Source organism: Bradyrhizobium sp. USDA 4501 (assembly GCF_054062115.1).
Map to the genome: position 1 here is coordinate 5,371,109 of NZ_JBSSEX010000001.1, position 26,788 is coordinate 5,397,896.

25 protein-coding genes and 1 pseudogene are annotated in these 26,788 nt (G+C 63.8%); 17 read left to right on the forward strand and 9 right to left on the reverse strand.

Annotated elements, in window-relative coordinates; all coding sequences use genetic code 11:
• Positions 1–1,624: 1,624 nt before the first annotated feature.
• Together ACVWZM_RS24480 and ACVWZM_RS24485 are read left to right on the forward strand one after the other, a co-directional pair.
• Positions 1,625–1,984, forward strand: a pseudogene (locus ACVWZM_RS24480) (autotransporter outer membrane beta-barrel domain-containing protein); the annotation flags it as partial.
• 593 nt (positions 1,985–2,577) lie between these two features.
• Positions 2,578–3,237 (forward strand): autotransporter domain-containing protein, encoded by a 660-nt coding sequence (locus tag ACVWZM_RS24485; RefSeq protein WP_456856767.1) that lies wholly within the window; start codon positions 2,578–2,580, stop codon positions 3,235–3,237.
• A gap of 1,136 nt (positions 3,238–4,373) precedes the next feature.
• Here the strand turns inward: ACVWZM_RS24485 and ACVWZM_RS24490 are convergent.
• Complete coding sequence (locus ACVWZM_RS24490; protein WP_456855153.1) at positions 4,374–6,161, reverse strand: tetratricopeptide repeat protein; 1,788 nt, start codon at positions 6,159–6,161, stop codon at positions 4,374–4,376.
• Positions 6,162–6,433: 272 nt separating this feature from the next.
• On the opposite strand from ACVWZM_RS24490, the gene ACVWZM_RS24495 reads away from it, so the two are divergent.
• From ACVWZM_RS24495 to ACVWZM_RS24515, 5 genes are all read left to right on the forward strand, one after another.
• Positions 6,434–6,679, forward strand: a complete 246-nt coding sequence (locus tag ACVWZM_RS24495) for a hypothetical protein (RefSeq protein ID WP_229192917.1) — start codon at positions 6,434–6,436, stop codon at positions 6,677–6,679.
• 220 nt (positions 6,680–6,899) lie between these two features.
• Positions 6,900–7,844: a formylglycine-generating enzyme family protein gene (locus ACVWZM_RS24500; protein WP_309143557.1), complete on the forward strand. Its 945-nt coding sequence runs from the start codon at positions 6,900–6,902 to the stop codon at positions 7,842–7,844.
• Complete coding sequence (locus tag ACVWZM_RS24505) at positions 7,844–9,550, forward strand: arylsulfatase (protein WP_200844473.1); 1,707 nt, start codon at positions 7,844–7,846, stop codon at positions 9,548–9,550. The genes ACVWZM_RS24500 and ACVWZM_RS24505 overlap by 1 nt, the downstream gene beginning before the upstream one ends.
• Before the next feature lie 74 nt (positions 9,551–9,624).
• Positions 9,625–10,638 carry an HAD family hydrolase gene (locus ACVWZM_RS24510; RefSeq protein WP_456855154.1) on the forward strand — a complete coding sequence of 338 codons (1,014 nt, stop codon included), beginning with the start codon at positions 9,625–9,627 and terminating at the stop codon, positions 10,636–10,638.
• 78 nt (positions 10,639–10,716) lie between these two features.
• Positions 10,717–12,021: a DUF3300 domain-containing protein gene (locus ACVWZM_RS24515; protein WP_245311504.1), complete on the forward strand. Its 1,305-nt coding sequence runs from the start codon at positions 10,717–10,719 to the stop codon at positions 12,019–12,021.
• On the opposite strand, the gene ACVWZM_RS24520 is transcribed toward ACVWZM_RS24515, so the two are convergent.
• Entirely contained in the window at positions 12,022–12,195 is a 174-nt protein-coding gene (locus tag ACVWZM_RS24520; RefSeq protein ID WP_199805259.1) for a hypothetical protein, read from the reverse strand. It abuts the gene before it with no gap.
• Here ACVWZM_RS24520 and ACVWZM_RS24525 point away from each other — a divergent pair.
• The 5 genes from ACVWZM_RS24525 to ACVWZM_RS24545 all read left to right on the forward strand — a co-directional run bounded on the left by ACVWZM_RS24525 (position 12,194) and on the right by ACVWZM_RS24545 (position 15,951).
• Positions 12,194–13,618 carry an MltF family protein gene (locus ACVWZM_RS24525; RefSeq protein ID WP_245311505.1) on the forward strand — a complete coding sequence of 475 codons (1,425 nt, stop codon included), beginning with the start codon at positions 12,194–12,196 and terminating at the stop codon, positions 13,616–13,618. The genes ACVWZM_RS24520 and ACVWZM_RS24525 overlap by 2 nt on opposite strands.
• 60 nt (positions 13,619–13,678) lie before the next feature.
• Positions 13,679–14,023 carry an HdeA/HdeB family chaperone gene (locus ACVWZM_RS24530; RefSeq protein ID WP_233475664.1) on the forward strand — a complete coding sequence of 115 codons (345 nt, stop codon included), beginning with the start codon at positions 13,679–13,681 and terminating at the stop codon, positions 14,021–14,023.
• Positions 14,024–14,255: 232 nt separating this feature from the next.
• The gene (locus tag ACVWZM_RS24535; RefSeq protein WP_253588751.1) at positions 14,256–14,867 is read left to right on the forward strand and encodes a DUF502 domain-containing protein; all 612 of its coding nucleotides are present in this window, start codon (positions 14,256–14,258) and stop codon (positions 14,865–14,867) included.
• Between the two features lie 318 nt (positions 14,868–15,185).
• Positions 15,186–15,395 (forward strand): hypervirulence associated TUDOR domain-containing protein, encoded by a 210-nt coding sequence (locus ACVWZM_RS24540; protein WP_057017689.1) that lies wholly within the window; start codon positions 15,186–15,188, stop codon positions 15,393–15,395.
• A complete protein-coding gene (locus ACVWZM_RS24545; RefSeq protein WP_057017690.1) occupies positions 15,388–15,951 on the forward strand; it encodes a DUF488 domain-containing protein in 564 nt (187 codons plus the stop codon). Before ACVWZM_RS24540 ends, ACVWZM_RS24545 begins: the two co-directional genes overlap by 8 nt.
• Positions 15,952–15,992: 41 nt before the next feature.
• Here the strand turns inward: ACVWZM_RS24545 and ACVWZM_RS24550 are convergent, their stop codons facing one another.
• Together ACVWZM_RS24550 and ACVWZM_RS24555 are read right to left on the reverse strand one after the other, a co-directional pair.
• Positions 15,993–17,147, reverse strand: a complete 1,155-nt coding sequence (locus ACVWZM_RS24550) for a caspase family protein (RefSeq protein ID WP_057017691.1) — start codon at positions 17,145–17,147, stop codon at positions 15,993–15,995.
• Positions 17,148–17,219: 72 nt separating this feature from the next.
• Entirely contained in the window at positions 17,220–18,452 is a 1,233-nt protein-coding gene (locus ACVWZM_RS24555; protein WP_456855155.1) for a hypothetical protein, read from the reverse strand.
• A gap of 197 nt (positions 18,453–18,649) precedes the next feature.
• Between ACVWZM_RS24555 and glf the strand changes: the two genes are divergently transcribed.
• Together glf and ACVWZM_RS24565 are read left to right on the forward strand one after the other, a co-directional pair.
• The gene (gene glf, locus ACVWZM_RS24560; RefSeq protein ID WP_456855156.1) at positions 18,650–19,858 is read left to right on the forward strand and encodes a UDP-galactopyranose mutase; all 1,209 of its coding nucleotides are present in this window, start codon (positions 18,650–18,652) and stop codon (positions 19,856–19,858) included.
• Positions 19,859–19,925: 67 nt separating this feature from the next.
• A complete protein-coding gene (locus ACVWZM_RS24565; protein ID WP_456855157.1) occupies positions 19,926–21,194 on the forward strand; it encodes a serine hydrolase domain-containing protein in 1,269 nt (422 codons plus the stop codon).
• 112 nt (positions 21,195–21,306) lie between these two features.
• On the opposite strand, the gene ACVWZM_RS24570 is transcribed toward ACVWZM_RS24565, so the two are convergent.
• Entirely contained in the window at positions 21,307–21,594 is a 288-nt protein-coding gene (locus tag ACVWZM_RS24570; protein ID WP_075969423.1) for a hypothetical protein, read from the reverse strand.
• Between the two features lie 458 nt (positions 21,595–22,052).
• Here ACVWZM_RS24570 and ACVWZM_RS24575 point away from each other — a divergent pair, with 458 nt between their 5' ends.
• From ACVWZM_RS24575 to ACVWZM_RS24585, 3 genes are all read left to right on the forward strand, one after another.
• Entirely contained in the window at positions 22,053–23,354 is a 1,302-nt protein-coding gene (locus ACVWZM_RS24575; RefSeq protein ID WP_456782745.1) for a PQQ-dependent sugar dehydrogenase, read from the forward strand.
• Positions 23,355–23,491: 137 nt separating this feature from the next.
• Positions 23,492–23,818 (forward strand): ArsR/SmtB family transcription factor, encoded by a 327-nt coding sequence (locus ACVWZM_RS24580; protein ID WP_141340053.1) that lies wholly within the window; start codon positions 23,492–23,494, stop codon positions 23,816–23,818.
• Entirely contained in the window at positions 23,815–24,318 is a 504-nt protein-coding gene (locus ACVWZM_RS24585) for an SRPBCC family protein (protein WP_225646597.1), read from the forward strand. Before ACVWZM_RS24580 ends, ACVWZM_RS24585 begins: the two co-directional genes overlap by 4 nt.
• 31 nt (positions 24,319–24,349) lie before the next feature.
• On the opposite strand, the gene ACVWZM_RS24590 is transcribed toward ACVWZM_RS24585, so the two are convergent.
• The 4 genes from ACVWZM_RS24590 to ACVWZM_RS24605 form a co-directional block, all read right to left on the reverse strand.
• Positions 24,350–25,120, reverse strand: a complete 771-nt coding sequence (locus ACVWZM_RS24590; protein WP_076827323.1) for an SDR family oxidoreductase — start codon at positions 25,118–25,120, stop codon at positions 24,350–24,352.
• 163 nt (positions 25,121–25,283) lie between these two features.
• Positions 25,284–26,138 carry an alpha/beta fold hydrolase gene (locus tag ACVWZM_RS24595; RefSeq protein ID WP_456855158.1) on the reverse strand — a complete coding sequence of 285 codons (855 nt, stop codon included), beginning with the start codon at positions 26,136–26,138 and terminating at the stop codon, positions 25,284–25,286.
• A gap of 40 nt (positions 26,139–26,178) precedes the next feature.
• Complete coding sequence (locus ACVWZM_RS24600) at positions 26,179–26,448, reverse strand: hypothetical protein (RefSeq protein ID WP_456855159.1); 270 nt, start codon at positions 26,446–26,448, stop codon at positions 26,179–26,181.
• Positions 26,421–26,780 carry a TMEM175 family protein gene (locus tag ACVWZM_RS24605; protein WP_456855160.1) on the reverse strand — a complete coding sequence of 120 codons (360 nt, stop codon included), beginning with the start codon at positions 26,778–26,780 and terminating at the stop codon, positions 26,421–26,423. Before ACVWZM_RS24605 ends, ACVWZM_RS24600 begins: the two co-directional genes overlap by 28 nt.
• Between the last annotated feature and the right edge of the window lie 8 nt (positions 26,781–26,788).

Genomic DNA, 26,788 nt, shown 5'->3' on the forward strand with positions numbered 1-26,788 from the left:
GATGATGATTTGCGATCTTGAATTGTAGCCGCTCCTGCATTTTGCACCGCGACCAAGCAACCCGTTCTTTTCAATTTGACGTTGTTGAGAACGACAGGTTTGGAAGGCGGCGCAAATGAAGTGCTTTACCGGCTCGACTCTCCTTGGATCTTGCGCGCGCAATCGCATGGAACAGGCGTCGACGCGCGCTGCCCTGCAATCATTGGTCCAATTCTTCGGGAATAAGCCGGGACCATGTGTCGCGACCTGTCTGAGCCGGTTCCGGCTCGCCGCGCTTGCCTTGATGGCGTCGGGCGCGCTGATTGATGCGGCCTCGGCTCAGTCCTGCACGGTCGCACCGGATTCGACTGTCTCCGCAACGAGTGGAAGCTGCTCGATCGACGCGAATACGACGTTGACCGGAACGCCTGCCGTTCACGCAAGTACGAGCGCTCAGATCACGACCAACAACGTCAACATCAACCCATTCAATGGCGGCAGTATCGGCGGTTTGGCGGACGCTGCAGGTACGATCATCTTCAGTTCCGGGGCGAGCATCAACGGCAACTGGAGCACTGCCGCGTCGGCACAAAGCGGCGGCCAGATCATCTTTCAGTCGGGTTCGATCATCAATCCGGCCTTCGGCGGCGGAGGAACTGCGCTGAGCGCTGATGGAACGGGCAGTCAGATCAGCGCGACAGGACTCACCATCGGTCTCAACGGCGCCGGCAACAACGTCGCTGCGAAGGCGACCAACGCGGCGACGGTCAGTCTGCTCAACAGCTCAATCGCCTATGCGGTCGGCGGTGGCGGCAACACCGGCCTGTGGGCAACGGGCGCCGGCAGCCAGATTAGCTCGACGGGTACAACCATTTCGATGCCCGGCGGCGGCGGCAACGACGTTGGCGCGCGCGCGGACTCCGGTGGGTCGGTCACGCTGACCGGCGGCACTGTCAGCGTTGAGGGGAACGGCGGCGGCGAAACCGGCCTGTTGGCGCAATCGTCCGGAAGCAATGTCACTGCAAACGGCGTTGCGGTCACGGTTTCCGGCGGCGGTGGCGATGTCGGTGCCAAGGCACTCGACGGCGGCGCGATCATCTTGAGGGGAGGCAGCGTCGCCGCGACGGGCAGCGGCGGGGGCGAGATCGGCCTGCAGGCCAGCGGCACCGGCAGCACGCTCACGGCGAGCGGCGTGACGGTAACGGTTCCGAACAGCAGCGGAGGCCGCGGAGTGCAGGCCGACAATTCGGGCAGCGTCACGCTCGACGGCAGCTCGACGGTCACCACATCAGGCGCAGGCACCCATGCGGCCGGCGTGACAAGCAGCGGTACGCTGAGCATGACCGGTGGCTCACTCACGGCCAATGGAGCCGATGCCAACGCGCTCAACATAAGTGGCGGTGCAGCGACGCTCTCCGGAGTCACCATGACCAGTCCGAACGGCGCGTCGATCGCCGCCCCAGGCGGCACCAGCAGCGTAAACCTGACCGGCGTGACTGCAGTCGCGAACAACAATCAGTGGCTGAACGTCAGCGGCGGCTCCACGCTCAACCTCGTCGCGGACAGTTCGACCCTGCAGGGCGTTGCGCTCACCGACTCCGGCAGCACCTCCAGCGTCGCGCTGAGAAACAATTCGCTCTGGACCATGACCGGCAACTCGAACGTCACCAATTTGATCAACGCTTCGAGCATGATCCAGTTCACGTCTCCTGTCGGCGATCCGACGCAGCTGTCGAGCTACAAGACGCTGACGGCAGTGAACTATGTCGGCCAGGGCGGCACCATCGGGCTCAATACATATCTTGGCACGGACGGTTCGCCGTCGGACAAGCTTGTCATCAATGGCGGCACGGCAGGCGGCAACACGTTCCTGAAGATCAGCAACACCACGGGCGGCGGCGCGCTCACCACCGGCAACGGCATCCTCGTCGTCGACGCGATCAATGGCGCGACGACGACGGCTGGTGCCTTCAGCCTGTCTCACCCGGTCTTGGCCGGCCCTTACCAATATTCGCTGTTCCGTTCGAGCGTCGACTCCAGCAACCCGCAAGCCGGGTATTTGCGCGACACCCTCGACTGTGTCGCTCATCCCAATCTGCGCGCCTGCGGCGGTGGCGGTCTCATCAACTGCTCCAATCTGCCCAACGTGCCTAGGTGCGGCGGCGGAGGTGGAGGCGGCGGAGGTGGAGGAGGCGGCGGCGGAGGAGGCGGCGGTGGCGGTGGCGGCGGTGGCGGTGGAGGTGGAGGCGGAGCCGACGGTGGCGGCGGCGATATTCCCGACTACCGCGAGGAGACTTCGCTCTACGCGGCAATTCCATCGATGACGCTGTTGTACGGACGCAGCCTGCTCGACACGCTGCATGAACGCGTGGGCGAGGAGGAGGACGAACGCTTCCGCGCCAATCCCGAGAACGCCAGGGTCGGATGGGGTCGCGTGCTTGGGGTCAACGGCGTGCATCAGGGCGACAGCTTTGGCGTGTTGGGTGGCGAAGCCGGACCGCACTTCAGCTATGATTTCCTGGCGCTGCAGGCGGGCATGGATGTCTATCGACACGACGGTCCCGACGGTTCGCGCGACCAGCGGGGGCGTATTTCGCGATCGGCGGCGCGCGCGGGCGGGTCACCCATTTCGATGGCAGCCAGGGTGACAACACCTTCTCCGCCTACACGCTCGGTGGCTACTGGACGCATTTCGGGCCGACCGGCTGGTACATCGACTCGATCCTGCAAGGCACGTTCTACGACATCACGAGCAGCGCAAATCGCGGCATTCCGGCGCTCAAGACCGGTGCTCAGGGTGGGGCTGCGTCGGTGGAGGGCGGATATCCCTTCAAGTTCGCCGGCGGCTTCTTCATCGAGCCGCAGGCGCAACTGGTGTATCAGAACATCCACATCAACGACGCCAGCGACATCGCGGCGCAAATCCGCTTTGCGGATGTGGATTCGCTCGCAACCCGGATCGGTGCCCGATTTGGCCGAACATGGGCGGTCGATGACAGTCCGCGTACGCTGACGGCCTGGATCCGTCCGAGCCTGTGGAACGAATTCCTCGGCAACCCGAAAACGCTGTTCTCGTCGGACACCGGCTTCGTTCCATTCCAGGCGAGCCTCGGCGGCCTGTGGGGCGAGATCAATGCCGGCATCAGCGGACAGGTCACGTCGACCACGTCGCTTTATGCCAACGCTTCCTATCAGAGCCGGTTCGACGGTGGCGGCTTCTCCTACGGCGGGAAAGCCGGACTGCGCGTTGACTGGTAGCGCGCGAGGGCGTGATGCCGGCCCAGACAGGGTCGGCGAAACGCACTCGCGCAGGCATAGCGGACGAGGAAGTGCCTAACAGACCCTCACGCTTTGCTGAACATACGCGTAACCGTTCCACACGTTTCGCGTCTGATAGCAGGAGTTGTAGGCCGTCGCGGCTCCGATGGCTGCGCCAGTCGCCAAACCGGCTGCGGCAGCTCCGGCGCCCCAACCGCCTCGATAGTAACCGCCACCGCGGTAATAGCCGCCGCCGGCCCAACGTGCGCGGCCGCCGTGCCAGCCGCCGGCATGCCATCGCGTGCCGCCGCCGTGCCAACCAGGCCGCATTCCTCCGCCGTGGAAGTGAGCCGATCGAGCGCCGGCTCCTCTGGGCCGGGCCTGGGCGTCATAAGGGAGTATCATTGCTGCAGATGCGATGAAGCTAAGAACCAGCAAAGCCTTGGTTGGTCGCATATCCGGACTCCTTGCAAGGGTGTCCCAACCAATCCCGCTGAACGTGCTTCGTTCCGTTGGTTCAACTGCGTGCCACGCTGGCACAAGATGCATGCTCAATACAGCGCGTCGTGGCTTCGGGGCGCAAGCGACCCCCGCGGGCATGGTGAAGCTCGATCCTTCGGACCCCGGCGGCGCGAGGCAGGTACGAACGTGTTCGTACCTTGAAGACCTCCCTGTGTGAAACAATGCTGACGCTTACTGCCGACGCAGCAAATTGGCGAACTGGTACGGCAGCTGGTCCACTACAGGGAACAGGGAAACGACTATGTGGAAGATATGTGTGCTTAGTACGTTGGTCTTGCTGGTTGCGGTTCCGGCAAATGCGGCTCCGAAGAATAGTGGCAAGAATGTCGATGCAATTCGTGCTGAATGCTTCAGGCAGGCGAATGAAGCCGCTGCCGCCGGCGGTGCGAACATGACAAGCGGGGCGACTGCCGCCCGAAACTCGGCGGGCTATTCCGCCTATCGGGATTGCGCGCGAAAGAACGGCATTCGCCCGTAAGCCGCTTTGGTTTCCGCTAACCCATGGAAGGCCGCCTTCGGGCGGTCTATTCCATGCGCAGTGAAAAACGGCGACGGCGACATGGCCGTCGAAAGCCGAAGATGCCGGCTGAGCGGCGCCAAAACTGCAGGGAAGGTCAGCTCGCGACGAGAGCCTGGGCCTTGCGCAATCCGGCCACGAGTGTGTCGACAACCTGATCCGCCGCTCCGTTGCGGCGCAAGAAGCCGGCCGGATCATCGGCCAACGCTTTGTACCGCGACATTCCTTTCAAGGCCGTTTGGGTCGCATCGCGGCGTCCGAGCTCTGTATTCGCCATCGCGATCAATAGTTGGCTGAATCCGGAATCGCGCAACGATGCCGTCTCGGCCACGTCGAGCATCTGCTTGTATTCACCCTTCAAGTAAAGGTCGACCGCGATGAAATGAAGATACCAGGCTGGCGGATGCAACGTGCGCTCGATCGCGCGTTTGAGCATCGGCACGCCTTCCGAGAAGTTCCCGCGGATGGCAAGACGCCAACCGAATTGGGCAAGAATGTCGGGATCGTTGGGGTTGAGGTCGATCGCCAGATGGCTGATGCGATCACTATCGGCGTAACGTCCCGTGAAATGGTAGGCCGCAGCCAAGGCCTTCAGCGCCAGGGGACTGTTCGGCTGCAGGGCGATGGCGCGCGACGTTGCGTCAAGGGCCTTGTCATACTCCGTTTGCGGATTGCCGTCGGCTGAATAGCCCAACCGTCCGGCGTCGAGATGCAGCCATCCAAGCATGGCCCATGAATCGCTATACTGCGGATCCCGCTGAACGGTTTGCTGAAGACACTGCATGGCCGGATCGAAGTCGACGCGCCGGAAAGTGCTGCGATAGGCCTGAGCGCGCAGGACGCAGAGATAGCTTTCCATATTCCTCGGTGGATCCGCGCGAATGTCGTTTCTAACCACGCCGTAGGATTGGCCGACGACGGTTGCGATCTCGCTTGCGAGCTCGCGCTGGACATTCATGAGCGACTGAGGATCGAACGGTCGAGCATATGTCCGCATCCATACGATCTCGTCGTTCTCGGCGTTGAAGACAGTCGTTGTGACTTGCACCTCTTCGGCGCTCGTTTGAACGCTTCCACGGACGACATAGGAAGCACCGAGAGGACGACCAGGTTGGGGCGCCTCGTCGCCTTTTGCGGAGAGCGCATTCGACGGCGACGTGTAGAGCCGGAATCCTCCGAAGCGAAACAGGTTGCTGGTCAGTTCCTGTCCCATGCCGATGGCGAAGAGCCGCGTGTTCTCCCCGGGAGTCAGTGGCGTGAATGACATCACGAGGACCGCGGGTTCGCGTGGCGTCATTGGGGACGGAGGCGGTCTTGCTGCAAGCCATATCCAAGCCACCACGCCGGCTGCCAGCGCGGCAGCGACGGGCCCATAGCGCCTGATGCCAGGCTTGGTCGTCCAATTCGCACGTGTAGCAGCAGCAGTTGTCGAATCATCGTGCAGTTCAAGAGCAGGCTCGCGAGATGGAGCGTCGGCAGTATGCATTTTGTGCCACTCAAAATGGGGCACATAGGAGCCTTTTGGAATTGTGATGCGTACCGGATCATCGCGGCCCGAATCCACGTAGTAGCTATCGAGGTCGCGGCGCAATCGTCGAGCTTCAAGACGGACGACAGGGTCAGCCTGGGGATCGAAAGAGTCGTCGCGCCGAAACACGGCCAAGGCAATTGTGTAGCCCTTCAGGCTATCAGCGCGGCCTGCAAGCGTCTCGTCGACAATGAAACGAAGGAAAGCTTGCCGCCGTTCGCTCGCCTGGAAATGCGGACTCGAGAGGATGCGGTCCAGCTCTTTCGCTACATGCGCCGGCGGCACCGCGGAATCATCACAACGCGGGATATCGGATGAGCCGCCGACGGCATCGTGAGCGAAGGGTACATCAGGCATCAACCGGCAACCCCAATCGTCGGTCGACGGTAGGCTTTCTCAGTACATGTTGCAACTCGTAAGCGAAGCAAGCAGCCGGCGCTGACGCGACAGCTTTCAATCATCGGAACAACGAGTTCCCGACTGCAGCGACAGCTGGTCGCATCGGCCTTGAAGCCGTCGCGCCTGAGACGGCGCGCTCAACGAGCGTCGCGCCGTGTACGAACATGTTCGTACCTTGAAGCCTCGATGAACCAGCAGCAAAGGTCACGTTGGCCACAAGCGAGTTCATCATGGAGGAGTTCCGCGCGATTGTGACCCGCTTTCCGCTGCGCGAACTTGACATTCGGCGCTGCTTCAATCGCGACGCGCAGTTTAGAGCGATTTGCGCAGATTATGACGAAGCTGTGAAAGCGCTTCGTCGTTGGCAACAAGCGGCAAAGCAAGGAGACCGCGAAGGAAGTCGGAAGGCCGCGGATTACGAACGGCTCGTTGCCGAACTGGAAGCCGAGGCTCTGGTTCATCTGAACCGGCCGTGATCGAGGGGGCGTTCGCATAACTGGAGCAGTGCGTGAAAAATACGATTCTCGTCAACCTTTCGATATCAAGCGTGCTTGCCGCGGGCATGCTGCGTGCTGCGATCGGTCAGTCACACAGAACCTGCGCAGCGAGGCCGCCGAACCGACCAAGCACGCAATCGGCCGCAACGAGTAACTGGAGGCAACCTTCTTGAATATTGCCGAGAGACCGATCGCGAACGTGGACGAAACCGGCGCGTCAGACAGCGTCTTCATTCCCGGCGGCACGTTTCGCATGGGATCGGATCGGCATTATCCGGAAGAAGCGCCGTCCCACATGGTGAGCGTCGACGGGTTCTGGATGGACCGCACTCCAGTGACGAACCGGCAATTCAAGCAGTTCGTGCGTGCCACCGGCCACGTCACCTTCGCCGAGGTCGCTCCGGACCCCAAGGACTATCCGGATGCGCTGCCGCATTTGATCTTCGCCGGCTCGCTCGTCTTCACGCCCCCGGATTATCCGGTCGATCTGCGCGACTACAGCCAATGGTGGACGCTGCTCAAGGGCGCGAATTGGCGCCATCCCTATGGCCCGAAAAGCAACATCAAGTCGCTGGACGACCATCCCGTGGTGCATGTCACCCATGCTGACGCACTCGCCTATGCGCGATGGGCCGGCAAGGATTTGCCGACGGAAGCGGAATGGGAGTTTGCTGCGCGCGGCGGCCTCGATGGCGCCGAGTATGCCTGGGGCGATGAATTCGTGCCGGGCGGCGTGCATCAAGCCAATACGTGGCAAGGTCACTTTCCGTTCGAGAACCGGTGCGAGGACGGCCATGCGCGCACCTCGCCGGTGATGACCTATCCGCCGAACGGCTATGGCGTGTTCGACATGATCGGCAATGTCTGGGAGTGGACCAGCGACTGGTGGGCTCCGAAACACCGCGCCGATGCAAAGAAGGCCTGCTGCATTCCCCAGAACCCGCGGGGCGGCTGCGAGCATGACAGCCACGATCCGTCGCTGCCGCTTAGCAGGATACCGCGCAAGGTGATCAAGGGCGGCTCGCATCTCTGCGCGCCGAACTATTGCCGGCGCTATCGACCGGCGGCGCGCCATGCCGAGCCGATCGATACGTCGACCAGCCATCTCGGATTTCGCTGCATTACACGTTCAGGGAGAAAGTGATGACTGAGAAGACAACGACAGACACCTTCAGCCGCCGCAACCTGCTCGCGGCCTCGAGTTCGCTCGCCACCATCGCCGCCTTCTCGGCGATGGCGCCCATCGAGACCGCCCAGGCGCAAGGGACCACGCAACCCTCGAGCGCGGCCGGCGGCGCAAAGCCGAACATCATCCTGATCCTGTCGGATGATTTCGGTTATGGTGACTCCGGGCCCTATGGCGGCGGCGAAAATCGCGGCATGCCAACCCCGAACATCGATCGTCTCGCGAATGAAGGACTGCAATTCATGTCCTTCTATGCGCAGCCGAGCTGCACGCCTGGACGTGCCGCGGTGCAAACCGGCCGAATTCCAAATCGCAGCGGCATGACGACCGTCGCGTTCCAGGGCCAGGGCGGCGGCATGCCGGCGGCGGAATGGACGCTTGCCTCGGTTTTGAAGACCGGCGGTTACAAAACGTTCTTCACGGGCAAATGGCACCTTGGCGAGGCCGACTATGCGTTGCCGAGCGCGCAAGGCTACGACGAGATGAAGTATGCCGGCCTTTATCATCTCAATGCGTACACCTACGCCGATCCGACCTGGTTTCCCGACATGGACCCCGAATTGAGGGCGATGTTCGAGAAGGTCACCAAAGGCGCACTTTCCGGAAATGCCGGGCAGCCGGCGAAGGAAGATTTCAAGATCAACGGCCAGTACGTCAACACGCCGGACAAGGGCGTGGTCGGCATTCCCTTCTTCGACGACTACGTCGAGAAGGCCTCGCTCGAGTATCTGGACCGCAACAAGTCATCGGGCCCGTTCTTCATGAGCATCAACTTCATGAAGGTGCACCAGCCCAACATGCCGGCGCCCGAATTCCAGGGCAAGTCGATGTCCAAGAGCAAGTATGCCGACTCCGTGGTCGAGAACGACACGCGTATCGGCCGTATCATGGACAAGGTGCGGTCCCTCGGCCTCGACAAGAACACCTATGTGTTCTGGACGACGGACAACGGCGCCTGGCAGGACGTCTATCCGGACGCCGGCTACACACCGTTCCGCGGCACCAAGGGCACGGTTCGCGAGGGCGGCAACCGCGTCCCGTCCCTTGCATGGGGCCCAGGCATCAAGGCCGGCACGAAGAATTCCGACATCGTCGGCGGCCTCGATTACATGGCAACCTTCGCAAAGCTCGCCGGCGTGAAGCTGCCGGAGAACGATCGCGAGGGTAAGCCTATCATCTTCGACAGCATCGATATGTCGCCGATCCTGTTCGGAACCGGCAAGTCCGAGCGCAAGAACTGGTTCTATTTCACGGAATCCGAACTCTCGCCTGGCGCCGCCCGTGTCGGCAACTACAAGGCGGTGTTCAATCTGCGCGGCGACAACGGCGCAAAGACCGGCGGCCTGGCGGTCGACAGCAACCTCGGCTGGAAGGGGCCGGAGTCCTATGTGGCGACCGTTCCGCAGGTCTTCGATCTCTGGCAGGACCCCCAGGAGCGGTACGACATCTTCATGAACAACTACACCGAGCACACCTGGTCCTTGGTTTCGATCAATGCCGCGATCAAGGATCTGATGCAGACCTATGTGAAGTATCCGCCACGGAAGATTCAGAGCGAGACCTACGCGGGACCGATCACGATCCAACAGTATGAGCGGTTCGCGTTCTTCAGGGATCAACTTGCCAAGGACGGCTTCCAGATCGGCTTGCCTACCGGCAACTGATCGATGCAAATGGAGCGGCCCCCACTCTCGGGGGTCGTTCCTCTCTGAATGGCTGAACCGGAGGATGGAGATTCGTGAACGGAAGCTTGGTTGATCGCCGTACGATCCTGGCCGGTCTGCTGGTGTCGGCGGCCACGCTGTCGGTCTCCGGTCGTATCGCACGCGCGCAGAGTGATCCTCTTCCCTCCTGGAATGACGGCCGGCCGAAGCAGTCGATCCTGGACTTCGTCGCCGCGGTGACGCGGGAGGGCACGCCGGATTTCGTGCCGGCGCCGGAACGCATCGCGACATTCGACAATGACGGCACGCTGTGGTGCGAGCAGCCGATGTATGTGCAGCTTGCGTTTGCGCTCGACCGGGTGAAGGCCCTCGCCCCCAAACATCCGGAGTGGAAGCAGAAGCAGCCGTTCAGGGCGGTTCTCGACAACGACATCGCAGCGCTGGCCAAGGCCGGCGAGAAGGGCCTGGTCGAACTGGTCATGGCGACCCATGCCGGCATGACAACGGCCGAGTTCGCGCAGATCGCCGGCGACTGGATCAAGTCGGCGCGTCACCCGAAGTTCAACCGGCCTTATACCGATCTCGTCTACCAGCCGATGCTGGAACTGCTCGCCTGTCTGCGGGCCAATGGCTTCAAGACCTTCATTGTCTCGGGCGGCGGCATCGAGTTCATGCGGCCATGGAGCGGGCGGGTCTATGGCATCCCGCCGGAGCAGGTCGTCGGATCGAGCATCAAGACGAAGTTCGAGATCGACAAGGGGAAACCGACACTGATCCGGCTGCCGGCGATCGATCTCGTCGACGACGGACCCGGCAAGCCGGTCGGCATCAACTCGCATATCGGCCGCCGGCCGATCGCGGCCTTCGGCAATTCGGACGGCGACTTCCAGATGCTGCAATGGGCGACGCAATCATCGGGGAAACGCTTTGGCCTGATCGTGCATCACACCGATGCCGAACGAGAATATGCATACGATCGGAAGTCCTCATTCGGCAAACTCGACAAGGCGCTCGACGCGGCGAACTCCAATGGCTGGATCGTTGTCAGCATGAAGGACGACTGGAAACGCATGTTCCGCTTTGAATAGAGGCCGAACGATTGCGTAGGGATCGCTGACGCCCGGCGCCGCCGGTGATGCAAGCGAGACGAAGAACGAGGAGGCATCATGACACGACTTCTTCCAGGATTGCGCCGGCTCACCATTGCGAACGCGGCGCTGGCGGTTGGCCTGATGCTCGGAGGCTCGGCATACGCGCAGACACCCGCGGACCAGAAGCCGGCCCAGGACCAGGCTGCCGCGCCGGCGCCGGCCCCGACAGCCAGCAAGCTTCCGAACGGACAGATCGAGCAACTGGTCGCGCCGATCGCGCTCTACCCGGACGCGCTGCTGTCGCAGATCCTGATGGCATCGACCTATCCGTTGGAAGTCGTCGAGGCGGCGCGCTGGTCGCAAGACAACAAGACCGTCACCGGCAAGGCGCTCGAAGACGCCATGCAGAAGCAGTCGTGGGATCCGAGCGTCAAGGCCCTCGCGGCGGTGCCGCAGGTTCTTCAGATGATGAACGACAAGCTCGACTGGACCCAGCAGCTTGGCGATGCCTTCCTCGCGCAGGAGCAGGACGTGATGAGCGCCGTGCAGACCTTGCGCCAGCGCGCGGAGGCCGCGGGCAATCTCAAGTCGACGCCGCAGCAAAAGGTGATAAAGAGCGCGCCTCCTGCCGGTGTGACCGCGCCCTCCGGCATGCAGCAGGCGATCTCGATCGAGCCGGTCGATCCCGACCAGTATTACGTCCCGGTCTACGATCCCGGTGTCGTCTACGGGGCCTGGGATTATCCCGACTACCAGCCGTTCTATTGGTCTCCGCCAGGCTATGTCGCCGCGGGCGTGATCGGCTTCACCGCCAGCGTGGCCGTCGGCGCTGCGATCTGGGGCGGCTGCAACTGGTGGGGCCGCAACGTCTACGTCAACGTCAACCGATATAACCAGTTCAACCGCACCAACATCAGAAACAACAATTGGGCCCACAATCCGGCGCATCGCGGCGGTGTCGCCTATCGCGATGCCGGCGTGGCGAGGCGGTTCGGCAGTGGCAATACCCCCGCCGCGCGCGAGGCGCTGCGCAATCGCACCGGTGGTCCCGGCGGCAGGATCTCGAATGCGGGTGCCGGCCGGGCCAGGACCGCGGTCTCGCAACGCGCCGGCAATCGCGGTGCCTCGGTATCGCGCCGCACCAGCAGCAGGAGTGTCACGCATGCGCGTACGGGTGCGGGCAATCGCGCGGCGGTCTCGCACAGGAGCGTCACGCGCTCGCGCGTCAGCGGACGTGTTCACGCAGGCGGCCGGCCGGCCGCGATTCGCGGCGGCATGCGGGCCGGCGGCTTCCACGGAGGCGGCCGCGTGGGCGGTTTCCGCGGAGGTGGCGGCTTCCGGGGAGGGGGCGGTTTCCATGGCGGTGGCCGGCGGCGCTGATCAGAGTGCCTGGGCTCGCGCGTCGACATCTACAAGCCAAGGTTGCCGAAAAACTACAATACAGCTTCCACGAAGAAAGGTAACGTCCAGGCAGATTTCAGCGGCACGTTTCAAATGATTGGGTTGGATCATGAATTTTTCATCGACCTGCGCAAGTTCCAGGATGTTCGCCATGGCCTTCGCAACCGCCGCCGCCGTCGTCGTGGCAGAAAAATCAGCCAGGGCCGATCCACAGGTCCTGGCGCTGCCGTCCCTGAAGGTCTGGGAGGGCGACTTCGATGGCATGCTGAAGCGCAAACTCGTGCGCATTCTCGTGCCGACCGACAGGACATCGTTCTTCATCGACAAGGGCGAGACACTCGGCTTCGAAGCCGAACTCGGCGCCGAGTTCGAGGGCTGGCTGAACAAGCGGTACGGCAGGAAGAAGCAGAGGATCTATGTCGGCTTCGTCCCCACCAGGCGCGACAGACTGCTGGGTGACTTGATAGCCGGAAAGGGCGATATCGCCGCCGGCCTGCTCACGGTCACGCCGGATCGGAGCAAGTTGGTTGACTTCGCTGATCCTTGGGCATCCGGCGTTCGCGAAGTGCTCGTGACGGGATCTGCGGCGCCGAGCATCGGCTCGCTGAACGAGCTCGGTGGAAAGACGATTTTCGTCCGGGAAGCCAGCAGCTATTTCGAGCACTTGAACGCGCTCAATGCGGACCGGGCAGCCAAGGGGCTGGAACGCATCGTCGTCAGGCCGGCCGACAAGAACCTCGAGGACGAGGACTTGCTGGAGATGGTGAGCACCGGCCTGTTGCCCTGGGCCGTCGTCGACCGCTTCAAGGCGCAGGCGTGGGCGGGCCTCCTGAATGGGCTGACGGTGCGCGACGATATTGCGATCAACGAAGGCGGCGACATCGCCTGGGCGATCCGCAAGGACAGTCCGGCGCTCAGGAAGGAGCTCGCTGAATTCGTCAGTACTCACAAAATCGGAACTGAATTCGGCAACGACCTGCGTGCACGCTATTTCAAGACGGCGAAACCGCTGAAGAACGCCCTCGCGCACACCGAGGCGGAGAAGTTCAAGGCGCTGCGCGGATCTTTCGAGAAGTACGGGGTGCAATACTCCATCGACCCCGTCCTGCTCGCTGCACAGGGCTATCAGGAGTCAGAGCTCGACCAGGCCTGCCACAATGCCTCCGGCGCCACCGGCATCATGCAGATCAAGCCCAGTACCGCGAAGGAGAAGCCGATCGAGATCACCGGCGTCGCGGCCAGTGCCGACACCAATATCCACGCCGGCTCCAAATACCTGCGCTACCTGGCGGATACCTATGTCGACGCTTCGGTCACCGATCCGCGCGAGCGCGTGTTCATGGCCCTGGCGGCGTATAATGCAGGCCCGGGAAACCTGAAGCGTTTCCGGGACTATGCGAGCAAGCACGGCTTCGACTCGACCGTCTGGTTCGACAATGTCGAGAACGGCGCGGCTGCGATCGTCGGGCAGGAGACGGTTCAGTACGTCGGCAAGATCTACAAGTACTACATCTCCTACGAGTCGCTTCGCTCGCCCGCTCCGGCGAGCGCAACGGCCGACCCATCGCAGAAATGATCGGTTTGTTCAAAGTGTTCGCCGGCTTGGGTGGTGGACCAAATTCAAGAGGAGCTAATCATGAAACGCAAATCCTTCATGAACCAGATTGGGCTCAGCCTTGGGGCTCTCGTCATCTCGATTGCTTCTGTTCATGCCCAGGTCCCGCTCTCGACCTACATGGACTCGAAAGGGTTCATTGATGTGCAGGCTTTGACCTGCGCGCAACTCGCCAACACTTATCAGGAGGACGCCGACTTTCTCGCGATTTGGTACAGCGGCTGGTACAACGGCCTCGCGAAGAAGCATTTTGCCCATATTACGCGGACCAAATCTGGCGAGCACGAAGTCATTGTGTATTGCAAGGCCCACCCGGAACTCAAGGTGATCCAGGCCATCGACGTTCTCTTCAAGAACGAGAAATGATCGGCGGCTCCCCGAGGCAACCGGTGCGGCGAGACCGGGATGTCTCGCTGCACGGCCCGTTCACTCGCCAAGCATCGCAATGATCCGCATCGGGACGCGATGGTTGTGGCGACGTGGGCGGTCTGTTGACGCCCGGTGGCCACGGCCGTTCTTGTAGATCCGGGCGAGTTCTTTCGGCTGTTGGCGAAAGGCGCGGTTTCAAACGGCGTGTGCAAATGGAGAGGCCGTGGCAATGAAGGAGTTTTTGAAAACGACTTTAATCGGAGGCGCACTGTTTCTCCTGCCCGTCGCTCTTGTACTGGCGATTCTCAGCCATGCGATGCGTCTGGCGGTGAAGGCCGCGCTTCCGGTGTCTCATGCCCTTCATTTCGACCAGATCGGAAAGGTCGCAGGCATTGGAATTGTTACAGTCGTGGCAGCGGCTTTATTGATCCTGGTGTCGTTCCTCGCCGGCATCGTCGCGCGAACCAAAACCGGCTCTCGGATTAGCGCGTGGGTCGAAAAATCATTTCTTGGCAGCCTTCCGCAGTACCAGATGGTGAAGAGTATGGCTCAAGGCCTTGCTCAGGCCGAAGGCGCGAGCGATGAGTTCAAGCCAGTGCTGGTGAACGTCGAGGGTGGCTGGCAGCTCGGATATCTCCTCGAGACACTCGAGAACGACTGGGTGGCTGTCTTCGTCCCGCAGGCGCCGACGCCGTTGGTCGGCATTGTCAGATATTGCTCGGTCGATCGCATTCGTCCTCTGAGCATGTCGATGTTGCAGGCGAGGGCAATCGTGACCAATGTCGGCATTGGATCTGCGGCGGCCCTCAAAGGAGAAGATCTGAGCAGGGCAGCAACTTGATTCCGCGGATCCACGTAAGTGACGAGGGAATCTGACCGAGCTTTCTGTCAGGCTTGCGCGTTGAGCCATATAGCTTGTAACTTGCTGCGTCCGTTGCCGGTGTCGCTTCGTCGATCAATCCCGCTATCGAATTCCGGATGGCGGCGGCAAGCTTCCGGGATGCCGCAACCAGACCATCAATTTGCGCTTGAACCCCCAACGCGAGGCAGGAACTTGGCCGGCTGTGAGCTCGTTTGCTCCGGCGGGCTTTTTTAGTCCCGTGCCGTCGATTGGCGGCGTATCGTACGATCAATTTCGCGTCTGAAGGAGCCTGCAACGATGGCCAGGAAATTCAAGGTCGGCGATCACGTCAGCTGGAATTCCGAGGCCGGCCGCGTCTCGGGCACCATCATCGCGGTCCACATCAGCGATTTCGACTACAAGGGGCACACCCACCGCGCCTCGGAGGCCGATCCGCAGTACGAGATCAAGAGCGACAAGACCGATCACGTTGCGGCCCACAAGGGCAGCGCGCTGCATCATGCCTAGCAAAGACGTGGCGCTTCCGTTCTTCACGATCGGTCATTCCACCCGCAGCCTCGAGGATTTCATCGCTCTCCTCGGCGCGGCCACGATCGAGCGTATCGTTGACATCCGAACGGTGCCGCGGTCGCGAACCAATCCGCAGTTCAACAAGGATACGCTGCCCAAGCCGCTTAAGGCCGCGGGCATCTCGTATGAGCATCTGGCCGATCTCGGCGGGCTCCGCGGCAAGGCGCGAAGCGTGGCGCCGTCCGTCAACGGGTTCTGGAGCAACGAGAGTTTTCACAACTACGCCGACTATGCGCTGTCGCCGCAGTTTCATGCGGCGCTCCAGCATCTGCGCGACGAGGGGCGCCGGCAACGCTGTGCGATGATGTGCTCGGAAGCCGTGTGGTGGCGCTGCCACCGCCGCATCGTCGCCGACTACCTCATCGCGTCCGGCGAGACGGTCGTCCACATCATGGGGGAGGGGCGCCTCGAGCCCGCCCATCTTACCGAAGGCGCCGTCGTCCAGGGCGACGGCACGGTGGTCTATCCGGCTACGGGTGAACTGGATTTATGAAAGGAGTGAGGCTTGCGGCTGCACCGTCGCGCCGCGCCCGCTCACTCCACACTGCGCTTCCAATAGCCGGTGCCGAGCTTGCCGGTGATCACGGCAATGGTGTCGCGGACCTCGTAGGAGCCGCCGTCGCTGTAGTTCCTCAGTCCTCTCAGCGCATGCAGCGTCCAGCGGCCGTTGGCAAAGCTGACGGTGCCTTCGTGCGGGCGCGCGGCGCGGGAGGGCTCGGCGTGGAATTGGTAGGTGCCGTCGGCCATGATCCGCCAGATCCAGCGCGACTGGCCGCGACCACCCGGCACCATGATCTCCCAGGTGCCGACCAGCGCGGGATCGATCGCGCCGGCTGCCGTCGCCGATGGCGCCGACAATGCGGCGGCTGCCGGCGCAGCGTTCGTCTGTTTCGCGGCGGCGGCGTCGGCTGGCGGCGCGGCCACGAGATAGATCGCCTTGCGCGACAGCGAGCCGTACACAAACGGCTGCTGCGCGTTGCGCGTCGCCTCCATCACATCGTCCCGGACGTTGCGGAACATGAAGGTGACCTCGACGCCCGGCGTCTCGATGTTGTGGAGCAGCGCCGCGGCGAACGGGCTGTTGCGGCCGTCGCCGTCGAGCGCAATGGTGCCGTCGCGTGCGGCATAGGCGACCAGCACATTGCCGACCGGCTCGATGCGGCCGAGTCCGCTGCCGGCGGCGGCGCGGGTGGCGAGCGAGCGGCTCATCTTCGCCGCGAACGGATTGTTGCGGCAGGCATCGAGGATGACGAGGCCGAGGCTTGCGGTGTTGGCGACCTGCAGCATCACGCTTTGCAGGCTGATCGCTTCATTGGCGGCGTCGGTATCGCGCTTCAGCTCGGCATCGACCGGGATCAGCCAGTTGTCGCCGTTGATCTCCATGCCATGGCCGGCGAAGTACACCGCAGCCATGTCGGCGCCGGCGGCATTGCGACCGAATGCGATCAGGCCGCGCCGCATCTCGTCGAAGCCGGCATTGGTGATCAGCGTTACGGCAAAGCCGAGGCGTTGCAGCGCGGCTGCGATATCGCCGGCATCATTCGGCGGATTGGACAGCGCCGGCACGCTCTTGTAGGCGCCGTTGCCGATCACCAGCGCCACCCGCTTGCCGTCGGCCGCAGCCGGCGCGGCGAAGCCCGCCAGCGCCGCGGCAACGGCCAGTCCCGAGACAAACGCGCGGCGGTTCATGCTGGCCCCGATCGGAGTGACGGGTGCATGGTAGCGTAGCGGGCGCGACGCGGCCACGGAAATGGCGCGCGATCAGGCCGCCTGCTTCGGCGTCCAGACGCCGGCCGGCACCGGCTCGGCCGGCAACAAGCTGGCGCCGGCGGCGCCCGCGATCGACATCGTGATTTCGTGGATGTCCTGCACCGACCGCTGCATCGAGAAGCGCGGATAAAGCTCGCGCAAGGTGGTCGCGGCCGCCGCCTGCGCTGCTGAGGGATCGGCCAGCACGGCCTCGACGGCGGCGGCGATGCTGGTCGTGTCCTGGCCGAAGCTGAAGCGGGCGAGATGCGGCATCTCGGCGGCCGAGAAGCCGTTGGCGTCGAACACCGGTACGGTGCCCGCGCCGAGCGCGAAGAACACCCGGTCATGCACCGACAGATCGATATTGGGATTGAGCGAGACCGCGGCGAGGTAACTCCCGAGGCCTTCGCGCATCGCATCGAAGGTCATCGCGCCGAGCACGCGGGCCGGACGCCCGCTGACGTCGAGATCGCTCCAGCCGCCGCCGATGAAGTCGACCGGATAGTCGGCGAGCACCGCACCCACCTCGCGGGTGCGCACGCCTCGTGTGTAGTTGTCGAGCCGGGTCAGGATCACGTTGAACAGGTCGCCGCCGGGCTTCAGATAAACCAGGTGCTGCTCGGCGACGTCGACGATGATCTTCGGAAATGCGCCGCAGGTCTTGCCGCGCGCCTCGGCGATCGCGTCGAACAGCAGCGCGAACAGCTTTGGCGGCATCATCTTGCGCCAGCCGCGCTCGAGCGCCAGCGGATTCCAGCCGGACTTGGCGAAGATCAGCCGGCCGTTGCGCTGCTCGGGCGGCAGGCCGCCGAAGAAGCCGGGATCGGGAATGCCCATATGGGTTGCGAACACGGCGTCGTTGGCCCCCAGATGATCGCGGTTGAATGCGGCATGGTCCGGAAACACGTAGCCATGCGCGGTGTAGCGGCTCTCGAGCCCGTGACGCCTGGCGAAATAGCAGGGGTGATCGCAGAACCAGGTGAAGACGGGAATCTCGGCGACGTCCCAGAACAGCCTGCCGTCCTTGGTGTGGATATCGAGTCCGATGCCGGAGAAGCCGAGCGCCATGGTCTCGGCGCGCCGCGGCAGCAGGGCGTTGAGCCGGGCCGAGAAATCCGGCGCCAGCAGATCGAGCATCCTGACCTCGTGCCCGAGCCGGTCGAGCTCGGCGGCAGCCATCGCCAGGATGCCGTGCAGCGAATCATAGGTGGTGTTGCTGGAATACAGGACGCAGATCACGGACATGGGACCTCCGCGCTTGACGGTGTGGCTGCTCGCGCGGGCATTTCCGTCGCCTTGCATGCTGTCAGTTGAACGGCCGAGCCGGCCGTTCCGGGCTCGGAATTATCCTGATGGGCGGATTTATTTCGCCGGAAACGGCCGTGTCGTCACGTTGAAGCTGCGTCGGGCGCCGTCGCGATCCGACATGAGGGCGAGAGCGCATGCAGCTTGATGGCTTCGACGTCGTCGTGGTGGGGGCGGGCTTCTTCGGCGCTGTGATCGCCGAGCAGGTGGCGAGCAGGCTCGGCCGCTCCGTCTGCGTGCTCGACCGCCGTCCGCATATCGGTGGCAACGCCTATTCGGAGCTCGACCCCGACAGCGGCGTCGAGGTGCATCGCTACGGCACGCATATCTTCCACACCAATTCCGAGACCGTCTGGCGTTATCTGCACCGCTTCACCGAGTTCACCGGCTACCGTCACCGCGTCTTCACGGTGGCGAAGGGCCGCGTCTATTCGATGCCGATCAACCTTGCGACCGTGTGCGCGGCGTTCGGGCGCGCCATGACGCCGGACGAGGCCCGTGCCGTGATCGCGGCGGAGGCGGCCGCGCACGGCGCCGCGGGGATCGGCAATCTCGAGGACAAGGCAATCGCCTCGGTCGGCCGAACGCTCTACGATCTCTTGATCCGCGGCTATACGCAGAAACAGTGGCAGACCGATCCGCGTGAGCTTTTGGCCGACATCATCGGCCGCCTGCCGGTCCGCTTCACGTTCGACGATCGCTACTTCGCCGATCGCTATGAGGGCATGCCGGCAGGCGGCTACACCGCGATCTTTCGCCGGATGCTCGATCATCCCAGGATCGCGGTCCACCTCGGCGTCGACTATTTCGACGTCGCCGACCGCATCAATCCGCGGCAGCTCGTGGTCTATACCGGTCCGATCGACCGCTTCTTCGGCTATGCCTGCGGCCATCTCGGCTGGCGCACCGTCGACTTCGCGCGCGAGGTGCACGACGTCGCCGACTACCAGGGCGCCGCGGTCATCAACTATGCCGACGCCGAGGTGCCGTACACCCGGGTCCACGAGTTCAGGCATCTGCATCCGGAGCGCGCGCATGCGCAAGGCCGGACGACGATCTACCGCGAATATTCCCGCTTCGCGGGCCGCAGCGACGAGCCGTATTATCCGATCAACACCGCCGCCGACCGCGCCATGCTCGCCTCCTATCACGCCATGACGGCGTCGCATCCCAACGTCATTTTCGGCGGCCGGCTCGGCTCCTACAAATATCTCGACATGCACCAGGCGATCGGCGCTGCGCTGAAGACGTTCGAGCACGAGGTCGAGCCGTTCTTCGTTCGCGAAGGCATGCACCGGCGTGACGCGGCCGCGCGCCGCGAAGTCTTGTCGCCCTTGCCGGCGTGATCTAATCCTGCGAGCTGCGGGCAACGAACGCCATAACAAATCGCCCGCGGTCCCCGGTGAGGAAACAATGAGAAAAACCGTTATTGCCGCGGCTGCCGCCGCCACTAGCCTTGCTGTCAGCATCGCCCACGCCGCGCCGCTTCCGGAAACGTCGGCGCACCAGGCCGGTTTCTCGGAGCGGGGGCTGGTGCGGCTCGACGACTTCTTCGCGCGCGAGATCGCGGCCAAGCGCGTGCCCGGCGCCGTGGTGGCGATCGCGCGCGACGGCAAGCTCGTGCATTACAAGGCGTATGGCCAGCTCGATCCGGTGAAGGGCACGCCGATGCCGATCGACGCGGTGTTCGCGCTGGCGTCGATGACCAAGCCGATGGCGGCGGTTGCAGGACTGACGCTGATGGAGCAAGGCAAGCTGCCGCTGCAGGCCAGGGTCGCCGAGTTCTATCCGGCGTTCGCCGACATGAAGGTCGGCGTGCAGCAGGCCGACGGCTCGCTGAAGATGGAGCCGCAGGCGCAGCCGATCTTCATCCACGATCTCTATCGCCACACCTCCGGCCTGATGTATGGCGGCCGGCCCGACAGCTCGAGCGCACTGGCGCGACTCTATCCCGACGGCACCGCGCCGGCGGTCGAGGGCGATACCCAGGCCTTCATCGACCGCATCACCCAGCTGCCTCTGGTGCATCAGCCCGGCACTGAGTTCGAATACGGCTTCTCGATCGACGTGCTCGGCGCCGTCGTCGAGAAGGTCTCCGGCCAGCGGCTTGGCGATTATCTCGCGGCCAATGTCTGGAAGCCGCTCGGCATGAAGGATGCGACGTTCCACCCGGCCGAGGCGCAGCGCGCGCGGCTGGCGCGTCCGTTCCCCAACGATCCGCTCACGGGCAAGCCGCAAGCCATCAAGCTGCTCGATACACCGTCCAGGTTCGATTGCGGCGGCGCCTGCTCGTTCGCCACCGTCGGCGACTATCTGCGCTTCGGGCAGATGCTGCTCAACGGCGGCGAGCTCGACGGCAAGCGCATCCTCAGCCCCAAGACGGTGCATCACATGACGTCGAACCATCTCGGGCCCGAGATCAGGAACAACGTCGCGGCGGTCGAACCGCATCGCGGCGGATTCGGCTTCGGGCTGTCGGTCGCGGTGCGGACCAGCGAGGGGCTGTCGTCAGTGCCGGGCAATCCCGGCGAGTTTACCTGGAACGGCGCTTATGGCACCCAGTTCTTCTGCGATCCGAAGGAGCGTCTTGTCGTTGTGGTGGGAACCGCGGCGCCGGGCGAGCTGCGTAAATATTATCGCGAGAATGTGCAGGACATCGTCTATGGCGCGTTGGTGAAGTAACGCCTCAGCAGAAAAGTCGAACCTCACGTTCCCACGTTTTGCATACGTGGAACGTTGAACAGCAAAAAGGTCCGTCGCTCAAGCTGAGCGACGGACCTTAAATCTTGCGTGGCTACCAGCGCCTGTAGACGCCGGTCAGCGTACCGTTGTTGTTCCCTTCAGGACCCACGTCACCCTGGGTCGAGCTCGGCGTCGGGTGGTTGGTGCCGTTGAACGAACCGTACCAGCCCGGCTCCGCTGGAGAGTACATCACGTCAGGCTGCACGGCCTGATAGCGGGGGCCGCCGTAATATCTCGGACCAGGGTTCCCATAAGGATAGTAGCCTTGTGCGAACGCGCCTGCCGTTGTTGCGATCAGGGACGCCGCGGCGAGGGACAATATCTTGGTCTTTCGTTGCATTCACACTCTCCTTACTGGTGTCCCGACCAACGACCGCCATGGAGCGGCGTTCCTGATCTGCCATGCATCTCGCAAGGGCAAATCTGCGCGAGCGTGGGATCAGGTTCTTGTGAGGGGGCTTGTGTTCCGGGAGGGCACTGCCGGGCTCTGCCCGGCAGGATGCATCCGTCGCCGGCCCGTTATGCTTCCATGGCTATAACGGCGGATGCGCGAGCGGCGCCTCGAAAAACCGGGGCGGTTCGTAAAAGGAAGCCCGCCACTGCGGCGGGCAAGGTCTCAGGGAGGAAAGCGCCCTGACAAGGGAGCGTGCAGCCAGTCTCCCCGATTCGTGCGCGGCTGCGAAGATCGTATAACTACTGTCATCAGGGGCGGCATTATGCGAATGCTCTAGAGGCCGCGGCCGGCCGGCAAGGGAATGACAAGGCGCGCTAACACTGCGCAATTACAGGGGAAGTTTCATGAGCACGTCTGGAGTTTTTGCCCGCGTCGTCGCGGCGATCGGGGCCGGCGCCCTGGCGTGGCGGCGGATGCAGGGCGCGCAGCCCGCGCCCGCCTGGGGTAGCGCGCCAGAGATCCCGCAGGCCAAACCGCAGGGCGCGATCCCGACGCTCAAGATGCCGACGGCGCTGGGCTGGGACAACGACCAGAAGCCGGTCGCCGCGCCCGGGCTCAAGGTCAACGCCTTTGCCGCCGGGCTCGATCATCCGCGCTGGATCAACGTGCTGCCCAATGGCGATGTGCTGATCGCGGAGGCGACGCAGATCGCAGGAAAGCCGCGCAGCGTCTTCCACTACGCGATGCAGGCGACGATGCGGCGCGCCGCGGCGCTCGGCGTCAGCGCCAATCGCATCACGCTGCTGCGCGACCGTGACGGCGACGGCGTCGCCGAAAGTCGCGGCGCCTTCATGGAAGGATTGAGCCAGCCGTTCGGCATGGCGCTGGTCGGCGACACCTTCTATGTCGGCAACACCGACGGCGTCGTGGCTTTTCCCTACACTGCGGGCGCCGATCGCATCACCGCGCCGGGACGCAAGCTCGTCAGCTTCAAGCCCGACGGGCACTGGACGCGCAGCCTGCTGCCGAGCGCCGACGGCAAGAAACTCTATGCCGGCGTCGGCTCGCTCAGCAACATCGCCGAGAGCGGTTTTGCGGTCGAGGAAGGCCGTGCCGCGATCTACGAGCTCGATCTCGCAGGTGGCACCAGCCGCATCTTCGCCGGAGGCCTGCGCAATCCGGTGGGCATCGCGTGGGAGCCGAGCACCAATGTGCTTTGGACCGTCGTCAATGAGCGCGACGGCCTCGGCGACGAGACGCCGCCGGACTATCTGACCTCGGTACGCGACGGCGGCTTCTACGGCTGGCCCTATTGCTACTGGGGCAAGACGGTCGACGATCGCGTGCCGCAGGATACGGCGATGGTCGCCAAGGCGATCCAGCCGGACTACGCGCTCGGCGGCCACACCGCCTCGCTCGGCCTGTGCTGGATGCCGCAGGGCACGCTGCCGGGTTTTCCCGACGGCATGGTGATCGGCCAGCACGGCTCGTGGAATCGCTCGACGCTGTCAGGCTACAAGGTGGTGTTCGTGCCGTTCGCGGACGGCCATCCCGCGGGGCCGCCGCGCGACATCCTTTCGGGCTTCCTCGCGCCCGACGAGAAGGTGTCGTACGGCCGCCCGGTGGGCGTCGCGCTCGGCCCCGACGGCTCGCTGCTGGTGGCCGACGACGTCGGCAACGTGATCTGGCGCGTGACGGCGGCGTAAGCGCCTGCACTTGCGGCAAGACGATTTGAACGGCGCGGCTTCGATCGGAGCCGCGCCGTTTCATTTGGAACAGAGCGTTAGCCTTGACTTACCGTAAGTGTAGACTTACGTTAAATCCAACAACGGACGACACGATTATGATCAGCGCCGAACGCGCGCTCGACGCGCTGGGAGACCCGACCCGCCGCCTGGTGTTCAAGCGGCTGCGTGAGGGCAATCGATCGGTGCAGGAGATCGCCGACGGCCTCAAGGTGAGCCGTCCGGCAGTGTCGCAGCATCTTCGGGTGCTGAAGGACGCCGGCCTTGCCGTGGTGCGGATCGAAGGCACGCGGCGGCTCTATGCCATCGACACCCGCGGGTTGGAGAGCCTGCGCGGCTGGCTCGACGGATTCTGGGACAAGACACTGACCGCCTTCAAGCAAGCGGCCGAACGCGAAGCCGCCAAAGAGAGGAGATCCCGATGACGATGCAAGCGACCTCCGACAATTACGATCCCTACAGCGTCCGCAAGGTGATGAATGTCGAGGCGCCGCCGGCGGTGGCCTGGCGGGTCTTCACCGAGCAGATGGGCACGTGGTGGCCGCTCGCGCATTACAAAATCGGCAAGACCAATGCGGTCGATGCAATCATGGAGCCGCGCGTCGGCGGCCGCTGGTACGAACGCGGCGACGACGGCAGTACCTGCGACTGGGGCAGCGTGCTGCTCTGGGAGCCCCCGTCGCGCCTCGTGCTGTCGTGGGATATCACCGCGGACTGGCAATACGATCCGAACCTGAAGACCGAGATCGAGGTGCGCTTCATTGCCGACGGCAAGGACGCCACCCGCGTCGAGCTCGAGCACCGCAAGCTCGACCGTTACGGCGCCCGCGCCGCCGAGATGCGCCGCATCTTTGATACCGAAGGCGATTGGGGCCGGCTGCTCGCGATGTTCGCGGCACGCGCCGCGCAGGGGCCGAAAGCATGACCGCGCGCGGATCGGCAATAGCGCGGCGATGTCAGACAGTCCTGATCTCGCCGCCATCGATGCGCAGCACGGTGCCGGTCATCCAGCGCGCCGGCGGCGACACGGCATAGGCGACGAGGTCGGCGATCTCCTCCGGCGTGCCGAACCGCCTGATGCCGGCCTGCCTGAGGAAGCCGGCCTTGGCCGCGTCGACATCGAGCTGCCTTGCCGCTGCGATCTTCTCCAGCATCGCGAGGCGTCGGCCGGTCATCACGGCGCCCGGGGACACGCAGTTCACCTGCACGCCGTCGTCGATGCCGCGCTCGGCGAAGGCTTTTGCAAGTGCCTCGATCGCGGCGTTGATCGTGCCCACCGCGGCGGCGCCGGCGCGGGGTAGCACGGCGGCATTGCCTGACGTGAAGATGACAGCGCCTTGCGACGCTTTCAGCGCGTCCCAGGCGCGGATCGTCAGCCGCCTCGCGCCGTGAAACTTGAGCGCGAGGCCGGCGTCCCATTGCTGGTCGGTCAGCTCGAACAGATCGAGCCCGGGCACTGAGCCTGCGACATTGACCAGCGCGTCGATGCGGCCGAAGCGATCCAGCGTGGCCTTGACGATTTCATCAGCGGCATCAGGCGCGGCGAGATCGAGCTCGAGCGCCAGCGGCGTGCTGCCGCGTCTTTCGATCTCCTGAGCGGCCTCGCGCAGCCTCTCGCCGCTGCGCGCGACGAGGACGATGGCGGAAAAATCCCGCGCGAGCCGCAGCGCGGCGGCACGTCCGATGCCGGAGCTGGCGCCGGTCACGATGGCGACGGATGTAGTCATGTGTACTTCCTTGCAGTGGTCGGCGCGACTGAGTGGATGTGAGCCCGTCATTGCGAGGAGCGACAGCGACGAAGCAATCCATCCTTCCGTTGTGCGGAGCTATGGATTGCTTCGCTTCGCTCGCAAAGACGTGGATAGAGTTGTGGGTGCCGACATCCTTGAGTCAGCGGTTCAGGAACTCGCGGATAGCCTGCGCGATCTCGGCGGCGTGCGTTTCCAGCGCAAAGTGGCCGGTGTCGAAAAATTTGACGACCGCCTTCGGATTGTCGCGCTTGAACGCCTCGGCGCCCGGCGGCAGGAAGAACGGATCGTTCTTGCCCCACACCGCGAGGAACGGCGGCTGGTGGGTGCGGAAGTAAGTCTGGAAGGTGGGGTAGAGCGCGACGTTGCTCTTGTAGTCGCCGAACAGATCGAGCTGCACGTCGTGCGCGCCGGGCCGCGCCATGTAGTAGTTGTCGAGGTTCTGGCCGTCCGGCGACACCGTTTGCGGATCTGATGTGCCGTGGGTGTACTGCCAGCGCGTGGTCTCCGGCGTCAGCAACGCACGCAAGGCGTCGCGGTTCGCCGGCGAGGGATCCTGCCAATAGGCCTTGATCGGCATCCAGCCGTCGCTGAGGCCTTCCTGATAGGCGTTGCCGTTCTGGGAGATGATCGCCGTGATCCGCTCCGGATGCTTGACCGCCAGGCGGAAGCCGGTCGGCGCGCCATAATCGAACACATAGACCGCGAAGCGATCGAAGCCGATCACCTCGGTAAAGCGATCGATGACGCCGGCGATGCTGTCGAAAGTGTAGTTGAACTTGTCGCGCGGCGGCATGTCCGACTGGCCGAAGCCGGGCAAATCCGGCGCCACGATGTGGAATTTGTCCGCGAGCTGCGGGATCAGATCGCGGAACATGTGGCCGGCGCTCGGGAAGCCGTGCAGCAGCAGCAGCTTTGGCGCGCCGGGCGAACCGGCTTCGCGATAGAAGATGTTAAAGCCGTCGACATCGGCAATGCGGTATTTGACCTGGGACATCTGTCACTCCTTGTGATCGTGCGTTGGTGAGTTCCGGGACTTAGGATTTGATTTGCTTCGCGAGCCCGCTGATCGCTTCGGGACGCAGATAGAGCAGCAGGGCGCAGCACACGGTGGCAAAGCCCAGCAGCGGCATGAACGGGGCGATGGCGGCGCCGGCCGCGAACACCAGCACGGCGAGCAAGGTGCGGCGCTGCGTCCATGTCCGCACGCGCTCGGAGATCAGGCTCTGGTCTGCCTGCGTCAGCACCGCGCGCTCGAAGGCGAGATAGGCGAGATCGATCAGCAGGAAGATGACCGCATAGACCACCACCGGTGCGCGGCGGCCATGTGCGATCGCGCGACCCATGCGGTGGCAAACGGCAGCAGCGAGACCGCGAACAGATGCACGAAGTTCAGCCAGATCAGCCGTGGCGTCGGCTGCTGCACGAGATGCAGCAGATGGTGATGATTGACCCAGATCACCGCGATGAACAGATAGCTCGCCGCGCAGCTGATCGCGGTCGGCCATAGCGGCAGCAGGTCGGCGAACCGCGAGCCCTCCGGCGCCTTCAACTCGAGCACCATCACCGTGATGATGACGGCGATCACCGCATCGGAAAACGCGCCGCGCCGGTCGGCCGAGAGACGTTTCTCCTGCATGGCAGCTC

Excerpts from the sequence above, each read along its gene's own strand:
- ACVWZM_RS24490 (WP_456855153.1), bottom strand. The coding sequence starts at position 6,161 with ATGCCTGATGTACCCTTCGCTCACGATGCCGTCGGCGGCTCATCCGAT.
- ACVWZM_RS24505 (WP_200844473.1), top strand. The coding sequence starts at position 7,844 with ATGACTGAGAAGACAACGACAGACACCTTCAGCCGCCGCAACCTGCTC.
- ACVWZM_RS24495 (WP_229192917.1), top strand. The coding sequence starts at position 6,434 with ATGGAGGAGTTCCGCGCGATTGTGACCCGCTTTCCGCTGCGCGAACTT.
- ACVWZM_RS24580 (WP_141340053.1), top strand. The coding sequence starts at position 23,492 with ATGATCAGCGCCGAACGCGCGCTCGACGCGCTGGGAGACCCGACCCGC.
- ACVWZM_RS24570 (WP_075969423.1), bottom strand. The coding sequence starts at position 21,594 with ATGCAACGAAAGACCAAGATATTGTCCCTCGCCGCGGCGTCCCTGATC.
- ACVWZM_RS24555 (WP_456855155.1), bottom strand. The coding sequence starts at position 18,452 with ATGTCCGTGATCTGCGTCCTGTATTCCAGCAACACCACCTATGATTCG.
- ACVWZM_RS24535 (WP_253588751.1), top strand. The coding sequence starts at position 14,256 with ATGAAGGAGTTTTTGAAAACGACTTTAATCGGAGGCGCACTGTTTCTC.
- ACVWZM_RS24595 (WP_456855158.1), bottom strand. The coding sequence starts at position 26,138 with ATGTCCCAGGTCAAATACCGCATTGCCGATGTCGACGGCTTTAACATC.
- ACVWZM_RS24515 (WP_245311504.1), top strand. The coding sequence starts at position 10,717 with ATGACACGACTTCTTCCAGGATTGCGCCGGCTCACCATTGCGAACGCG.
- ACVWZM_RS24525 (WP_245311505.1), top strand. The coding sequence starts at position 12,194 with ATGGCCTTCGCAACCGCCGCCGCCGTCGTCGTGGCAGAAAAATCAGCC.
- ACVWZM_RS24540 (WP_057017689.1), top strand. The coding sequence starts at position 15,186 with ATGGCCAGGAAATTCAAGGTCGGCGATCACGTCAGCTGGAATTCCGAG.
- ACVWZM_RS24605 (WP_456855160.1), bottom strand. The coding sequence starts at position 26,780 with ATGCAGGAGAAACGTCTCTCGGCCGACCGGCGCGGCGCGTTTTCCGAT.
- ACVWZM_RS24585 (WP_225646597.1), top strand. The coding sequence starts at position 23,815 with ATGACGATGCAAGCGACCTCCGACAATTACGATCCCTACAGCGTCCGC.
- ACVWZM_RS24565 (WP_456855157.1), top strand. The coding sequence starts at position 19,926 with ATGAGAAAAACCGTTATTGCCGCGGCTGCCGCCGCCACTAGCCTTGCT.
- ACVWZM_RS24520 (WP_199805259.1), bottom strand. The coding sequence starts at position 12,195 with ATGGCGAACATCCTGGAACTTGCGCAGGTCGATGAAAAATTCATGATC.
- ACVWZM_RS24590 (WP_076827323.1), bottom strand. The coding sequence starts at position 25,120 with ATGACTACATCCGTCGCCATCGTGACCGGCGCCAGCTCCGGCATCGGA.
- ACVWZM_RS24545 (WP_057017690.1), top strand. The coding sequence starts at position 15,388 with ATGCCTAGCAAAGACGTGGCGCTTCCGTTCTTCACGATCGGTCATTCC.
- ACVWZM_RS24550 (WP_057017691.1), bottom strand. The coding sequence starts at position 17,147 with ATGAACCGCCGCGCGTTTGTCTCGGGACTGGCCGTTGCCGCGGCGCTG.
- glf (WP_456855156.1), top strand. The coding sequence starts at position 18,650 with ATGCAGCTTGATGGCTTCGACGTCGTCGTGGTGGGGGCGGGCTTCTTC.
- ACVWZM_RS24575 (WP_456782745.1), top strand. The coding sequence starts at position 22,053 with ATGAGCACGTCTGGAGTTTTTGCCCGCGTCGTCGCGGCGATCGGGGCC.
- ACVWZM_RS24530 (WP_233475664.1), top strand. The coding sequence starts at position 13,679 with ATGAAACGCAAATCCTTCATGAACCAGATTGGGCTCAGCCTTGGGGCT.